The organism is Streptomyces sp. CC53 (assembly GCF_001865245.1).
GTDB lineage: Bacteria > Actinomycetota > Actinomycetes > Streptomycetales > Streptomycetaceae > Streptomyces.
Map to the genome: position 1 here is coordinate 1 of NZ_MKXB01000140.1, position 15,578 is coordinate 15,578.

At 73.7% G+C, this 15,578-nt stretch carries 12 protein-coding genes and 1 pseudogene; 7 read left to right on the forward strand and 6 right to left on the reverse strand.

Annotated elements, in window-relative coordinates; genetic code table 11:
- The coding region (locus BJP40_RS13255) for a chorismate mutase (protein WP_079171144.1) at positions 1-285 on the forward strand (285 nt) is incomplete at its 5' end.
- A gap of 17 nt (positions 286-302) precedes the next feature.
- Positions 303-461, forward strand: a pseudogene (locus tag BJP40_RS35525) (helix-turn-helix domain-containing protein); the annotation flags it as partial.
- 412 nt (positions 462-873) lie between these two features.
- Here the strand turns inward: BJP40_RS35525 and BJP40_RS13260 are convergent.
- The 4 genes from BJP40_RS13260 to BJP40_RS13275 form a co-directional block, all read right to left on the reverse strand.
- Positions 874-1,890, reverse strand: a complete 1,017-nt coding sequence (locus BJP40_RS13260) for a LysR family transcriptional regulator (protein ID WP_226962458.1) — start codon at positions 1,888-1,890, stop codon at positions 874-876.
- Positions 1,887-3,365: an MFS transporter gene (locus BJP40_RS13265; RefSeq protein WP_218153207.1), complete on the reverse strand. Its 1,479-nt coding sequence runs from the start codon at positions 3,363-3,365 to the stop codon at positions 1,887-1,889. The genes BJP40_RS13260 and BJP40_RS13265 overlap by 4 nt, the downstream gene beginning before the upstream one ends.
- Before the next feature lie 137 nt (positions 3,366-3,502).
- The gene (locus BJP40_RS13270; RefSeq protein ID WP_071280546.1) at positions 3,503-4,198 is read right to left on the reverse strand and encodes an O-methyltransferase; all 696 of its coding nucleotides are present in this window, start codon (positions 4,196-4,198) and stop codon (positions 3,503-3,505) included.
- Positions 4,199-4,292: 94 nt separating this feature from the next.
- Positions 4,293-4,946, reverse strand: a complete 654-nt coding sequence (locus BJP40_RS13275; RefSeq protein WP_071280547.1) for a YitT family protein — start codon at positions 4,944-4,946, stop codon at positions 4,293-4,295.
- A gap of 346 nt (positions 4,947-5,292) precedes the next feature.
- On the opposite strand from BJP40_RS13275, the gene BJP40_RS35530 reads away from it, so the two are divergent.
- A complete protein-coding gene (locus BJP40_RS35530) occupies positions 5,293-5,604 on the forward strand; it encodes a response regulator transcription factor (protein WP_079168879.1) in 312 nt (103 codons plus the stop codon).
- A 67-nt stretch (positions 5,605-5,671) separates the two neighbouring features.
- Here BJP40_RS35530 and BJP40_RS13280 read toward each other — a convergent pair whose 3' ends face one another.
- Both BJP40_RS13280 and BJP40_RS13285 read right to left on the reverse strand, forming a co-directional pair.
- Complete coding sequence (locus BJP40_RS13280) at positions 5,672-6,208, reverse strand: TetR/AcrR family transcriptional regulator (protein ID WP_079171146.1); 537 nt, start codon at positions 6,206-6,208, stop codon at positions 5,672-5,674.
- Positions 6,209-6,351: 143 nt separating this feature from the next.
- Positions 6,352-7,566 carry an MFS transporter gene (locus tag BJP40_RS13285; protein WP_071280549.1) on the reverse strand — a complete coding sequence of 405 codons (1,215 nt, stop codon included), beginning with the start codon at positions 7,564-7,566 and terminating at the stop codon, positions 6,352-6,354.
- A gap of 331 nt (positions 7,567-7,897) precedes the next feature.
- On the opposite strand from BJP40_RS13285, the gene BJP40_RS13290 reads away from it, so the two are divergent.
- From BJP40_RS13290 to BJP40_RS13300, 4 genes are all read left to right on the forward strand, one after another.
- Positions 7,898-9,622 carry an SWIM zinc finger domain-containing protein gene (locus BJP40_RS13290; protein WP_071280550.1) on the forward strand — a complete coding sequence of 575 codons (1,725 nt, stop codon included), beginning with the start codon at positions 7,898-7,900 and terminating at the stop codon, positions 9,620-9,622.
- Positions 9,623-11,004: 1,382 nt separating this feature from the next.
- Positions 11,005-13,674 carry a class IV lanthionine synthetase LanL gene (gene lanL / locus BJP40_RS13295; protein ID WP_071280551.1) on the forward strand — a complete coding sequence of 890 codons (2,670 nt, stop codon included), beginning with the start codon at positions 11,005-11,007 and terminating at the stop codon, positions 13,672-13,674.
- A 47-nt stretch (positions 13,675-13,721) separates the two neighbouring features.
- Positions 13,722-13,877, forward strand: coding sequence for a VenA family class IV lanthipeptide (locus BJP40_RS34255; RefSeq protein ID WP_175499785.1), 156 nt, complete (start codon positions 13,722-13,724; stop codon positions 13,875-13,877).
- A 524-nt stretch (positions 13,878-14,401) separates the two neighbouring features.
- Positions 14,402-15,499: an ATP-binding cassette domain-containing protein gene (locus tag BJP40_RS13300; protein WP_071280552.1), complete on the forward strand. Its 1,098-nt coding sequence runs from the start codon at positions 14,402-14,404 to the stop codon at positions 15,497-15,499.
- Positions 15,500-15,578 lie beyond the last annotated feature (79 nt).

The window sequence follows — 15,578 nt, forward strand, 5'->3', positions numbered from 1 at the left end:
ACGCCCATGCGCCCCGATCCCGCGCACGCCCGACCGGCAGCAGACCCCGTCACCGCCCTCCGCGCCCGTGTCGACACCCTCGACACCCGGCTCATCGAGATCCTCCGGCAGCGCCTCACCGCCTCCGAGGAGATCCAGCGGATCCGCACCGACGGGGGCGGCAGCCGCCTCGACCCCCGCCGCGAGGAGCGGGTCCGCGGACGCTACGCGGACGCCTTCGGCCCCGGCGGGGACGAGATCGCCGCGGCCGTGCTGCGGCTGTGCCGGGGCGCCGCGCTCCGGTGACCGGCACGGCGACGGCCGTGCGGGACGCGCCCCGCGGCCGGGGCGCCGTCCTCGCGGCCGCGTCCGCGCTCTTCGCCGCACACGGCTACGACGCGACGAGCATGAGCGACATCGCCGACCGGCTCGGCGTCACCAAGGCGGCGCTGTACCGCCACGTACCGGGCAAGACCGCCCTGCTCGACGCCGTCACACGGGGCACGCGCGTCGCGCTGCTGGCCCTCTCCGCCGAGTCCGCCGGGCCGCCCGGGGCACCCGCCCTGGAGCGGCTCGGCCGCCTGCTGCGCGGTGTGCTGGAACTGTCCGAAACCGATCCCTCCGGATCGGCCCTCGTCTGGGGGCCTCCCGCACCCCGCACGGGCCCGGACCGCAGCGATCCGCTCGCCGACTGCCGGGAGGCGGTGTACGTCCGCGTGGCCGGCCTCCTGGCGGACGCGCGGGCGGAGGGCGCCCTGCGGTCCGGCCCCGACCCGCGGTGGGGCGCCCGTCTGCTCCTCGGGGCCGTCGGTTCCCTGGCCGCCGGAGCCGCCCGCACCGCAGGCCCCCAGGACGGCCCGGACCTCCCGGCGGGGCGCGTCGTCGAACTGCTGCTCAGCGGCCTGCGCCCGCCGCGCCGCTCCCCGTCCCCGCCGGCCCCGACCCGGGACCGGGCGCCGGGTCGGCCAGCACGGCCCGTACCGCCTCCCTCAGCCAGACGTGCACCGGTTCCGCCTCGTGCCGCGGGTGCCACGCCTGGCAGATGCTGATCGGATCCGTCCGCACGGGCAGCTCGAACACCTCGATCCCGAAGGGCGCCTCCGCGCTCGTCGCCAACGACAGCGGCATGGCCGCGACCAGGTCGGTCAGCGGCAGCATCAGCAGCGCCGAAGCGTAGTTCGGTACGGACGCGACGACCTGGCGGTGCAGCCCGGCCGCGGCCAGCGAGGCGTCGATGGGTCCGCCCATCCGGCCGCGGCGGGAGACGCTGATGTGCGGGGCCCGCGCGTACTGCTCCGGCGTCACCGGGCCCCCGGCGAGCAGGGGGTGGCCCGTGCGGGCCACCCCCATGAAGCGGTCCTCGAACAGCGGCTCGATGTGGAGCTCGGGCGACGGCTCGTCGATGACGCCGACCTCGATGTCCACCGCGCCCTCCCGCAAGGGGGCGGTGCGCTCGTTGCTCTCCGCGAGGAACCGCAGCCGGGCGTGCGGCACCTGGGCGCGGGCCCGCGCGGTCAGCGCCGGGGCGAGGACCGCCGCGTACGCGTCGTCGGCGACGACGGTGAGCGTCCTGCGGACCTCCGCCAGGTCCGTCGCGGGCCTCGGCGCGAGCAGCGCCTCCGCCTCCCGCACGAGCGCGTGCACCCGGGCCCGCAGTTCCAGGGCCCGCGGCGTCGGCACGAGCCCGCGGCCCGCCCGTACGAGCACGGGGTCGCCGAGCGCCGTGCGCAGCTTCGACAGGGTGCGGCTCATCGCGGGCGTGGACACCGCGAGCCGCTCGGCCGCGCCCGTGACGCTGCTCTCCTGCAGCAGGGCGTCCAGGGCCGGGAGGAGCCGCATGTCCACACAGGGCGACGGCGGCCCGTACGCCTCGTCCGCGGGCCCGGGGCGGGCTGCACCTTCGTCGCTCAACGCTTCTCCTGCTGTCCGTGCCGTGGTCCACCGAAGCGCAGCCACCCTACGACTAGCGCGCTGACCAGCAGCAACAACAAGCCCACCAGGCGCAGTGCTTCGGACATCCCGGTGGTGAACGCCACCCGCACCTGCTCGGCGAGGCGGTCGGCGGCGGCGCCGCCCGTCCGGTGGACGCCGTCCAGCAGCGCGCCCAGCGCCCGCCCTCCGGCGGCGCCCTGCTGCTCGCGCAGCCCCTCCGGCAGCGCACCGGAGAAACCGGAACCCAGCAGCGTGCCGAAGAGGGCGAAGCCGAGCGAGCCACCGATCTCCCGGCTGAAGCTGTTGACGCCCGACCCGACGCCCGCCTGGGCCGCCGGCAGGGACGCCACGATCGCCTGCGACAGCGGCGGGTTGGACAGCCCCGAGCCGACGCCGACCACGACGATGCAGACGGCGTACAGCGCGTACGGCGTGTCCGGTCCGCACAGCGAGAACAGGCCCAGGCCCGCGACCACGACCAGCAGCCCCGCCGCGACCACCCGCCAGGTCCCGTGGCGCTCGGCGAGGCGTACCGAGCGCGGCGACACGGCGAAGATGACGACGGCCAGCGGCGCGGTGCCGAGCCCGGCGAGCACCGGCGGATACCCCTTCACGTCCATCAGGTACTGGCCGTTGAGGTAGAAGACCGCGTACATCGCGACGAAGGACGCGATGATGCCGAGCGTGCCCGCCCGCAGACCGGGCGCACGGAACGCCCGCGGGTCGAGCAGGGGGTGCTCCCTGCGCAGCTCGTACACCGCGAAGAGGGCGAGCAGCGCGGCGCCGCACCCGAACGCCACGAGCACCGGCGCCGAGGCCCAGCCCAGCTCGGGCCCCTCGATGATGCCGAACAGCACGCCGAACACCGCCAGGACGAGGAGGGCGACGGCGCCCGGGTCGAGCGGGCGGGGCAGGCGCTCCGCACGGGGCACGGACACGGCCACCAGCAGGAGGCCCGCCGCGGCGAGGGGAGCGGCGACGGCGAAGAGCGCCTGCCAGTCGGCGAACTGCAGGACCGCGCCGCCGGCGATGTTGCCGAGCACGCCGCCCCCGCCGCTCAGCGCGGTCCACACCGCGACGGCGTGGCCCCGGCGCTCCTCCGGGTAGCAGGAGAGCATCAGCGGCAGGCTGTTGGGCAGGACGAGCGCCGCGCCCGCGCCCGTCACGGCACGGGCCGCGAGGAGCACGGGCACGGTGGGCGCCGCCGCGGAGGCCACCGACCCGGCCGCCATCACGGCCAGGCCGGTGAGCAGCACCCCCTTGCGGCCGAAGCGGTCACCGACGGCGCCGCTCGGAATCAGCAGGCAGCCGAAGACGACGAGGTACGTGTCGACGATCCACAGCACCTGCGTGGCCGTCGGGTGCAGGGCGCCCGTCGCCAGCCGACCGACCGCCAGGTTCACGCCCGCGCCGAGGCCGAAGACCAGCGTGACGCACAGCCCGACGGACGCCACGGCACGTCTCGTGCCGCGCGCTCCGGTGGACCGGCCCCCGGCCGGACCACCACCGTCGGGACGCCGCGCCCCGCCGGTCCCTTCCGGGCGGTTGGGCTCCCGCAGCCCGCCGGGACGTCCGTCGGCCCTCGGGGGCGTCACCACCGGCCCTGCCCGCGCTGCGGCCCGCCGAACGTGGACAGTTCGAGTCCCTGGCCGTCCGCGAAGCCGACCGACACGTACCCGTTGGCCGGATCACGGACGTGGGCGAGGTAGGCGCGGGCTCCCGCGGCGAACTTCCCCGTGTCGTCGGCGTGGACCAGCGCACCGGGACGCAGCGACGGCTCGGCGGCCCTCAGCACGTCGAGATAGAACTCGGCCCACCCGTCCAGGTAGAGCAGGTCGATGCGCTGCGGAAATCCCGACAGCACGTCCGACGCCTCGCCCTCGATTACTTCGGCATAGGCCGAGAGACCCGCCTCCTCGATGTTCCTCCGCGCTTCGGCGCACTTCTTCGCATGCATGTCCACGGTGTAGAGCCGACCGAATCCGTTGTCGCGCAGAGCGGCCGCCACATGAATGGCGGTGAATCCGTACGACGTGCCGAACTCGACGACGACACCGGGCCGCATCGCCCGCACGGTGGCGTACAGCAGCCGTCCTATGGAGGGCGGTGCGGCGTAGTATCCGCTCGCACAGGCGTCGACGAGTTCCTCCGGTGTCCACGGACTCGTACGGCTGCGCACCTTCTCCAGCAGCTTGGGCTGCTCCACCGCGTCGACGCGGGCCTGCTCGGCGGCGATCCTGTCGAGCACGGTGCGCGTCGCGGAGTCATGCAAGCCGGCGTGAGTCATCTTCTCTCTCCTTGTTCAGTGCTGGGTGAATCGAGGTGTGTGAAAGCTCTGGACGCCCGTCGGCAGCGTCCGGAACGGGCCGGTGCAAGAAAGTTCAGCCGATGGTGGAGGGAATTCCGGCCGGCGTCTCCGGGAATCCCCGGTTCGGTAGGCGTAGAATCCGGGAATTCGCCGCCATGAGGGGCTGGACGAGCAGGTCGACACCGGCGAGGAACACGACCGTGCCGACGCCGAGCGGACCTCCCATGAGGAACCCCGCCACCATCAGGGCGGTCTCGATCGCGCCTTTCGCCGCCCAGAACGGCCACCGCAGGCGGCTCGTCACGGTCAGGGCGAGCAGGTCGACGGCCCGGATCCCGAAGCCGCTCATGATGATGAGCGCGGAGCCGTAGGCGCAGAGCAGCGTGGCCGGCACCAGCAGGGCGGCGGGGTGCAGGTGCACGGATCGCCCGGCATCCGCCCAGGTCAAGACGTCGACGACGGAACCGCAGAAGAAGAAGGTGAACAGCGGCGAAAGCGCCGGGCGCTCCCGCGTCCACACCGCCACCGCGCCGAGGCAGAGCACGGCGACGGCCAGTTGTGCGACGCCCACGGTCACGGGCACGTACCGTCCCAGCCCCAGCGCGAAGACGTCCAGCGGGTCCGTGCCGAGCGCGGACCGGATGAAGAGGAACGCCCCGCAGGAGAAGACCAGGCAGCCGACCGGGTAGGAGACGTAGCCTTTGCGGGCTTTTTTCTTGATGGGCATTGACAAGCCCCTCGGAGGTGGTCCAGGTGTTTCGGGGTCATTCGGTCGACCCTGTCGGCACTTTATCGGCGGGCGTTGATTGCCTCCACTGACCGTGATGCAAGGAGGGATTGCATCAGCTGGAATCCGCGAGGGTGCCGGGTGGGCTTTAGGGTCTCTTGGGGGGAGCTTGCCGAGATCTTGAAGGAATGCGGGTTTGACCGGCCGGAACACCTGGGGCTCATTAGCACGTAACCGTGAATTACCGCCTGTGAAGTGACTCACGTTGTGCGTTGACGATTCGTCTCCCGGTATAGAGTCATTGCGTCCGGCGAAATGCTGCCGGGAGAAAGTGAAGGGGGAAGTTATGCCCTTTGAGGGGAATGGCGAAGTCGACCGCGGTGTTCCTCGTGCGCCGGGTGCCGTGCTGCGCGCGGAACCGGGTGCGCCGACCGACGAGGACACCTACCGGCGAACCCCACCACGCCTCACCCCGAGGGAGCGGCAGGTGCTGAACGGAATGCGCGAGGGACTGTCGAACCGGAGGGTCGGCCGAAGCCTGGGGATTTCGGAGCGGACCGTGAAGGTCCATGTGCGGTCCATCTTCCTCAAGCTCGGTGCGGCCTCCCGCACGGAGGCCGTGGTGCAGGGCATCAGACGGGGATGCATCAGCATCTGACGGCCGCCGCGCACACGAAGGGCGCCCCCGGTGACGTGCACCGGGGGCGCCCTTCGTGTGCGCGGGGTTACGGAGCCCCGAGTTCGGCGCGGGCCAGATCCAGGACCCGGCGCGCCGCGGTTTCCGTGACCTGCTTGTCGGCGGGCCGGCCGAGCACCAGGACGCGGTAGTAGAGCGGCCCCAGCAGCAGGTCGACGTACGACTCCGCGGCGGCCTCGTCCACGGGCGTTCCGAGCTGCCGCTCCAGGGTGGCGCGCAGTCCGGCGACGTCGCGGCGCCGCTGTTCGCGCAGGAAGCCCTCGCGGAGCGACTCGGCGGCTTCCGCGTCGAGTTGGGCATGGCCGAGGAGCGACCGCAGCACGTGGCCGGACGGCTCCTGGAAGAAGTCGGCCAGCCGGCGCAGATGCGTGGCCAGGTCCTCGCCCTCGTGCCAGGCGAGTGCCTCGTGCGCGTCGTCGGCGAGCGTGTCGAGCAGGATCTCGACCTTCGACTTCCACCAGCGGTAGATGGTCTGCTTGGCCACGCCGGCCCGGTTCGCGATCCCCTCGATCGTCAGGCCCGCGAACCCGCGCTCCACGAGCAGGTCGTCCGCTGCGTGCAGCACGGCGAGCCGTACGCTCTCGCTGCGCCGGGGCCCGGTCCTGCTGGTGACGGCGGAGGTGCTGCGGGGGTCCTGCGGGGTGCGGGCGGCGGCGCTGATGGTCCTTCACCTTTCGGCTGGTGCGGATGGGGCGATTCTGGCACAGCTCAGCGGGGCTTACCCGTGCGGACCAGGCTGAGCAGCACGGCGAGTGCGAGCAGGGCGACCAGGCCGCCGAAGACCTCGCCCGCGGGGCGCAGGCTCGACTGCTGGATCAGCACGCCGACGCCGATCGCGGGCACCGCGAGCATCGAGTACAGGATGGCGAAGAACGTGGACACCGACGCTCCGCGGTGCTGCGGGGCGCTGCGCGTCGTGATGCCGCCGATGCCGTGGCTGATGGCGACGCCCGTCGCCAGCCCGTTCGCCACGGCCGCCGCGAGCAGCGGGGCGAGGGACCCGGTGGCCATCGCCGCGATGATCAGCGCCCCGGCCAGGACGAGCCCGGCGCAGGCGGCGGGCAGGGCGGCCGCGGCGGAGACGAAGCGGTTCAGCAGCTGGCCGAGCGCCGTACAGGCGAAGGCGAGGAACACCGCGAACCCGGCGAGGGTGTGGCTCGGCTGGTGCAGTACCTGCCCCAGGAACAGCCCGGTGACGGCGGTCAGCACGCCGAGCACCGAGAACCCGGCGCCGGCGGCCATCGCGGAGCGCAGGAAGTCGGAGCGGATCTCCGCGGGCACGTGCAGCGGCTGAAGCTGGAGGGAGAGCCCGGACCGGTGCGCCGCGCTCTCCCGCGTGCAGGCCGCGCCGACGAGCCCGGCGGCGGCCAGTGCAAGCATCACCACCCACGGGGTGCGCAAGGGTGCGGGCGCGATGTCCGCCAGGACACCCGCCAGCAGTGTCCCTCCGGCGAGGCCGCCCATGTTGGCGAAGAGCGCCAGGGTCGCCGGGCGCACCCGGCCGTCCGGGGGGACCAGTTCGGTGAGTGCGGCGGTCGCGGCGCCGGTGACGAGGGCGGCCGAGAACCCGGACACCACCCGGGCCAGGAGCAGCACCGCCACGTTCTGCGCGACCAGGAACAGCGCGGCCGCGGCCACGGAGAGGCCCGTCGCGGCCACCAGGGTGGGGCGCCGGCCGATCTGGTCCGACAGCCGGCCGAACACGAGCAGCCCGCACACCACCCCCAGGGCGTACACGGCGAAGATCACCGTGACGGTGAACGGCGAGAAGCCGAACGCCCCTCCGTACAGCGGGTAGAGCGGTGTGGGTGCCGTCGTGCCCGCCATCGTGATCCAGAACGCGAAGGTCACGGCCGCGACCGCGAAGCCGCCCCCGGCCCCCTTCGCGGTGCGCGCACCGGCCGCCGTGGTCGTCTGTGCCACCGAACTCTCCTCCCCGTACCCGGCGCACAGCAGCGCGGCACACCGGCATCACAAGACTAGTCGTTGCGTCTCGTCAAAAACAATAGACGAGTCGTTGCGTCTATTCAAAGCGCCCGGGGTGCGCCCCTGCCCGTCCAGCCACGCCGAGCCGCCGGGAACCCAGACACGGCACCCCGGAGCACCCAGCCGCCGGCCGAGCGCCGTGCTCCCCGAGCCCCCCGCGCCGAACGCCGCCCCGGGGACGCGGGCTGACCGGAACCGACCACCGAGGCGGTCCGCAGCTCGTAGAGTGGGCACCGGCCAGCGGAACCGAGCGCGCATACGGGAAGTTGTGGACGGCCTCACCGAAGGACACCTCAGGGAACTGGCGGGGGCACGCTCCTACGAACGCGGCCTCGCCTACCTGGACGCGGTGAGCGGCGTCCGGATCGGCGACGACGTGATCACGGCGTCCGTCCACGGCACGGAACGCTACGAGGCGGAACTCACGCCGGCCGGACCCCTCGGCCTGACGGGCCGGTGTGACTGCCCGTACGGCCAGGAGGGCAACTTCTGCAAGCACTTGGTCGCCCTCGGCCTCACGCTGATCGCCCGCGGGGCCGACGTCCCGCGGCAGCGGAAGGCGGCCCGGCGCCGGGCGCGCGGCCTCGACGCCTGGCTCTCCGCCCTGTCGCGGGACGAGCTGCTCGCCCTCGTGCGGGAGGAGGCCGCCGGGGACCCGCAGGTGCGGCGCCGCCTCGAACTGCGGGCTGCGAGCGCGCGGGGCGACTTGGCGGGCGTGCGCTCCCGGGTGCGCGAACTGCTCGACACCGGACCGTTCGCCCGGCACGGATACGTCGAGTACGGCGACGCCCGCGCCTACGCCGACCAGGCCGGACAGGCGGTGTCCGCGCTCCGCTCGCTGACCGCGGCGGGCCGCGCCGCCGACGCGGCCGCGCTGGCCCGCGAGGCGATCGGGCTGCTGGCCGACGCGATGGAGCACGTCGACGACGCCGACGGACGGCTCGCCGCCGTCGCCGCCGCACTCGCGGGCGCCCACCACGACGCCTGCCGCGCGGACCCCGCTGCCGATCAGGAGGAACTCGCGCACTGGCTGGTCCGGCACGCCCTCGACGACGCGTGCCACCTCACCGACATCGACCCCGTCGACTACGAGGACGTCCTCGGGAGCAGCGGGATGGCGGCCCTGCGCAGGCACGCGGTGGCCGCATGGCAGGCGAACCGCACCGGCTGGTCCGAGAAGTCCCTGATGCAGCGCCTCGCGAAGGCGGGGCGGGACGTCGACACGGTGATCGCCGTGCACGCCGCCGACCTCACGCCCGACGGCCACACCCACCTCGTCATCGCCCGCGAGCTGGAAGCCGCCGGGCGTCGTGCCGAGGCCAGGGAGTGGGCCGAGCGCGGCATCCGCGACGCCGGTGACCTCGCCGCCGTCGACACGGCACTCGTCGACCACCTCGCCGATCGCCACGCGCAGGCCGGCCGCCTCACCGAGGCCCTCGCCCTGCGCCGCGGCCATTTCGAGGCCCGCCGCACGCCGCTCTGCTACCGGCACCTGAGGGCCGCGGCCCAGGCGGCCGGATGCTGGCCAGCCGAACGTGAGAAGGCCCTGGACCTCCTGCGGGCCGCGGCCGAGCACGATGGCGCAGAAGCCTCCGGCCGCCGGCGAGCCGGTGCCGCCGAGCACCGGGGCACAGACGCGGGCCGGGTCCTCGTCGCGGTCCTGCTCGACGACGAGGACGTGGACGGCGCCTGGCGGGCCGCCGTGGAGCACGGGGCGCACGACACCCACTGGCTCGCCCTCGCCGACCGGATCCGCGCCACCCGGCCCGCCGACGCCCTCGCCGTCTACCTCCGCCTCGCGGAGCCGCTGGCCCGCCGGACCGGAAACGTCGTCTACGAGCAACTCGTCGAACTGCTGCTGAGCATGCGCGACTGTCACCGGCGCCTCGGCACACCGGACGACTTCACCGCCCACGTCACCGCCCTGCGCGCCACATACGGGCGCAGGCGCAACCTGATGCGCCTGTTGGACGAGCACGGCCTCACAGGCTGACGACCGGGTGGAGCGCCCGCAGCGGCCGGTGCGCCGGTCGGGGCGGCCCCCGGTGGTCCCGTCGGCCTCCCACGGCCCGCGCGCCCCGGCGGCACCCGGCGTGAAGAGGTGAATCGGGCTCTGTGCTCCGCCACGCCTGGGGTGACCCGAGACCGTACGGGCGAAACGGCGGGTCCGGGCGCCCCCGGACAGCCGGTGGCCGGACGCTCCGTGCGGACGTCGCACGCCACCGCCGGCACGAGGAGGCGGGACGCCTGTGTTGACGGCCGCGCAAGGCCCTGCATGCATGCGACTCGCGGGTCGAGCAGGTTGCCGAGGCGATTCGTGTGCCGCGATCCGAGCCGACGGCATGACGGACGTGCGGGGCGCCTCAATCCCCGCCTGCGCTCGTACGCGAGTGCGAGAAACGTATGCCCGAATGGGTGGCCAGGGTCGACCCTGTTCTGAGGTGCCCCCGATTCCGGGGCGGTCCCGCTTTCGCCCTGCCTGTGCTTCGGTGTGCCGCCGCATGCGCGTGTCGCCAGAATGTTCGGCGGGCGCGCCCCGCGCTTTCTCGGACCCGCCGGGCTTACCGGATGCGGTAATCGCCTGTATCCAGGGAGGGGTGGCGAGGGGGGTGCGGAGATCGCCCTTGGTGGTAAGGGGGTGGAATCGAACCGGCATTCGCGAGCAGGAGAATCGCACGACGGTTCGAGTTTCAGGGGAAGTGAATACTCGATCGAGTGACCAGGAAGCCTCGTTGCCTATTTTGAGTCGACCGCGGGTGGCTGGCCGACGAGTGGTTCATGCTTGACGCGGCCGGGGTCCATGCACGTCAGGGGCGCAAGTCGACAATCTCTGGCCAAAGGAGGGCCGGTCGTCTGGCGGGTTGGTGTCATGGCGAAAACAGGCTCTTTACGAAAGGCCCCGCCGGCCGCAAAGCTTGTAGTGCAGAGGCGCCACGCGGAGACTCTTGATGTGGCCACGGTCATTGTTCCGTGGCGCACATCCCGCGCCTCTCAAGCCTGACGAATTCCTCACCGCAACGCGCGGGGCGGCGACGTCGTCGCCCCATAGGACGAGCAGCCCGTCGGAAGCGGGAGCGGAACGCACTCGTGGCCCGCCCGGACCGGCAATCCGCGTGCTGCGCGGCAACCGGAGCTGATCAACTCCGGTTTCCCTCCTCCGAAGTGCTCAAAAAAACCCACCGCCCGGACGCGCCGGGGGAAACCGCCACCGCGCACGCTTCCCCACGCTTCCTTTCCGCGCCGGTGAACATCCTCCGGTCCCTCGTCGACACCATGCGCTCGTCGCACCAAAGGACGCAGACCGGAAGCCAGTTGTACGTTCCATTTGCCGAAGGTGCATTCCAGCCGGCGGTCTCGCCGTCGAGAGGGGCAGGCATGACGAGCCACGCAACCGAAACCGACCTAGAGGCCCTGCTCCGCCGCGCGGTGGACGCCACCGGCACGGGCGATCAGTGGACCGTCGCCGCGGACGACATGTGGTGCCGCCTGACCCCCCGGGCCGCGCAGCAGCGCACGCAGGGCTGGAAACTGCACGTGTCGGCGACGGCCGCCTCCGCCCCCGCGGTCCTCGCGAAAGCCCTCGACGTGCTCCTCCGCGACGCGTCGGCGTTCAAGTTCGCCCGCTCCCTGGAGAAGGTCAGCGCCCTCAACTCCCGCGCCACACCGAGGGGAAGCTCCGGGAAGTTCCTCACCGTCTACCCGCGCTCCGACGCCGACGCGGCGAGGATCGCACGGGACCTGCACCAGGCCACGGCGGGACTCCCCGGCCCCCGCATCCTGTCCGACCAGCCCTACGCCCCGAACAGCCTCGTGCACTACCGCTACGGCGCCTTCGTCGGCCGGCGGCGGCTGTCCGACTCGGGCCTGCTCGTCTACTACATCGAGGACCCCGAAGGCAACGCGGTGGAGGACGTCCGCACCGGGCAGTACGCCCCGCCCCCGTGGGCGGTCAGCCCCTTCCCCGCTTCCGTGCCGGCCCCGCCACGCACCGGGAAGGCGAGCGGCCCGGTGCTGCTCGGCGGCCGCTTCTCCGTACGGGAGGCGATCCGGCACACCAACAAGGGCGGCGTCTACCGCGGCACGGACGTCACCACCGGCGCACCCGTGGTGATCAAGGAGGCCCGGCCGCACGTGGAGGCCGACACGACCGGCTGCGACGTCCGCGACTGGCTGCGCGCCGAGGCCCGGGCGCTGACCGAGCTGTCCGGCACCGGGCTCGCCCCCGAGCCGCTCGCCGTGTTCGAGCACGGCAGCCACCTCTTCCTCGCCCAGGAGGAGATCCCCGGCGTCCCCCTGCGCACCTGGGTCGCCGAACACTTCCGGGACACCGGCGGCGAGCGGTACCGCGTCGACGCGCTGGCCCAGGTCGCGCGCCTCGTGGACCTCGTCGCCGCGGCCCACGCCCACGGCTGCGTCCTGCGGGACTTCACCCCCGGCAACATCATGGTCCAGCCGGACGGTGCCCTGCGCCTCATCGACCTCGAACTCGCCGTCCTCCAAGGCGACGACGCCCTCCCGACGACGGTCGGGACCCCCGGCTTCAGCGCCCCCGAACGCCTCGTGGGCGCCCCCGTCTCGCCGACGGCCGACTACTACAGCCTCGGCGCCACCGTGTGTTTCGTCCTCGCGGGGAAGGTCCCCAACCTGCTGCCCGAGGAACCCCGCACCAGGGACACCGCGCAGCGGCTCGCCGAGTGGCTCGACGCCTGCGGCGGCACCCTGCGCCTCCCCGACGGCCTGACCGAGACGATCCTCGGCCTCATGAAGGACGACCCCGCCGAACGCTGGGACCCGGCCCGCGCCCGTGCGGCCCTCCGCCGTACGGCAGGGGCGCTCCCGGGACCGTCCGCCACCGATCCGGCGGCCAAGCATTCCTGGTGCGACGAGACGCCGACCGCGGTGGCCGGCATCGTGCAGCACCTCGTCGACACGATGAACCCGCAGGACCCGCAGCGGCTGTGGCCCGTGTCCATCATGGCCGGGGAAACCGACCCCTGCACCGTGCAGCAGGGCGCGGCCGGCGTCCTGGCGGTCCTGACGCGGTACTTCGAGCTCACCGGCGACCCGCGCCTCCCGGAGCTGATCTCCACCGCGGGCCACTGGATCGCCGCCCGCACGGACACCCGCTCCACCCGCCCCGGCCTGCACTTCGGCGGCCGCGGAACCGCCTGGGCGCTGTACGACGCCGGACGCGCCGTCGACGACCGGGCCCTCACCGACCACGCCCTCGCCCTCGCCCTCGCCCCGCAGGAGGAGACGCCCAGCCACGACGTCACGCACGGCGCCGCCGGCAGCGGACTCGCCGCCGCCCACCTGTGGCACCGCACCGGGGACCCCCGCTTCGCCGAACGGGTCGTCGAAGCCGCCGACCGGCTGGCCGCCGCCGCGCGGACCGAACCGTCCGGCGTCAGCTGGCCGGTCCCGGCGGAAGCAGTCCCGACGGAAGCCGGGAAACGTTACTTCGGCTTCGCGCACGGCACCTCCGGTATCGGGTGCTTCCTCCTCGCCGCCGCCGCGGTCTCCCCCCGCCGGACGTACCTGGACCTGGCCGTGGCGGCGGGCGAGGAACTCGTGGCCGGAGCCGTGCAGGTCGGCGGGGCCGCCCAGTGGCCCGCCCAGGCCGGGGACGTGCCGACCGCCCCGTACTGGTGCCACGGCTCCGCCGGTATCGGCTCCTTCCTCGTACGGCTCTGGCAGGCCACCGGCGACGACCGCTTCGGCGCACTCGCCCGGCGCGCCGCGACGGCCGTCACGGAACGGGCCCCCCGCGCGGCCCTCACCCAGTGCCACGGCCTCGCCGGCAACGGCGACTTCCTCCTCGACCTCGCCGAAGCCACGGGCGACCCCGCCTACCGGGCGATGGCCGAGGACCTGGCCCGCCTCATCGTCACCGAACGGGCCCACCGCGACAGCCACGTCGTCTTCCCCAACGAGTACGGGGACGTCTCGACGAGCTGGAGCGACGGATCCGCAGGAATCCTCGCCTTCCTCCTGCGCGTCCGCCACACAGCCCCCCGGCACTGGATGGTTCAGCAGCCGGGCTGAGCGGCAGGGAACCCCCTGCCGCCCACCTCACAGAGAAGGAGAAAGTCATGGAGAACCGCGACCTCGACCTGCTGGCTCACCTGCACGCCCTTCCGGAGACCGACCCGGTCGGCGTCGACGGCGCGCCCTTCGCCGCGACCTGCGCCTGCGTGGGCCTGCTGACGCTGCTCAACACCGTCTGCATCGGCATCAGCTGCGCCTGATCGAGTAGGCCCCTCCGGCCCCGCCCAGCCGTCACGGCAACCGCGTTGACGAGGCGGCTGGGCACCGCCCCCGCAAGGAGGCGACACCCCTGCCCCGCCCGGCGCCGAGCGGGGCAGGACGGAGGGGCTCCCCACACACTCCGGCCGGCGGCCACCGCGAGGCGGCCGCCGGCCGGAGCACCTCCCGAACCACCCACCAAAGGCCACCCCGCGAGACCCCCGACCGGCAGCCAGCCCGACCCCCCCCACCCGGAATCCCGCAGACGAGGACCGAGCGGAGGGGACGAACGGAGGGGACGAACGGAGGGGACGAACGGACGGAACGGGCATACGGCACGTACCCGGCGGACGGCACGGACGGACGGCACGGACCGGACGACACGGACCGGACGACACGGACCCAGCGAACGGCCCGGGACAAGCGAACGGCCCGGGCCAAGCGAACAGCCCGGACCGGACGGCACGGACCGGACGACACGCACCGAACGGCCCGCACCGAACGAGGATCGGACGAGGACCCACCCATGCACCCACAAGCCGGTGACGACACCCCCGCCCAGGCGGCCCCGCCGACCACGGCCGCGGCGGACCCGGACGCCGCCCCGCCCGCCGGCGGAGCTGCCTACGCCATCCGCACCCGTGGTCTGGTCAAGAGCTACCCCGGTCCCGACGGCACCGCCACCCACGCCGTCCGCGGACTCGACCTGGACGTGCACCAGGGGGAGACCTTCGCCTTCCTCGGGCCCAACGGCGCGGGCAAGTCCACCACCATCGCCCTGCTGTGCACCCTGGCCCGCCCCACGGACGGACAGGCCACCGTGGCGGACGCGGACGTCCTCACCCAGCCGGACCGCGTACGGCGGCGGGTGGGCATGCTCTTCCAGCACAGCGCCCTGGACCCCGACCTGACCGTCGCCCAGAACCTGCACATCCACGCCCGCCTCTACGGCATGCCCCGCCGCCACGCCCACCGGCGTGCCACCGAGACCCTCGAAGCGGTGGGACTCGCCGACCGGCGGCGCTCTCCGGTACGGACCCTGTCCGGAGGGACGCGCCGACGCGTGGAGATCGCCCGCGGCCTGCTGCACGAACCCCGCGTCCTGTTCCTCGACGAGCCGACCACCGGCCTCGACCCGCACGCCCGTGCCCAGGTCTGGGAGCACCTGCGCGCGCTGCGGGACCGGCACGGCACCACGCTCTTCGTCACCACGCACTACTTGGAGGAGGCCGAGAACTGCGACCGCCTCGCCATCATCGACGGCGGCCGGCTGGTGGCGCAGGGCACGCCGTCCGCGCTGCGGGCGGCGATCGGCGCCGACCGGGTGGTGGTGCGCACGGGCGACGACGCGGAGGCGGCCCGGGTCGCGCGCGGCATGGCTCCGGCGGGCGCCGCGGTCACGGCGGACGCCGAGGGGCTCTGCCTGCGCGTGCCCGAGGGCAGCGCGTGGATCCCCCGCCTGTGCGCGGCGCTGGCGGCCCGAGGCATCTCCGTGCACGCCGCCTCCGCGACGCCACCGACGCTCGACGACGTCTTCTTCCACCACACCGGGCGCAGCCTCCACGCCACCGGCTCCCCGCAGCCGCCGGCCGCGTCCCCGCACGGACCCGAGGGGGACGCGTGACGGCGCACCCGAAGCGGCACCCGAACACCCCCGGCACCGACCACGCTTCTCCCAGCACCAGCACCAGCAGCACCCCACC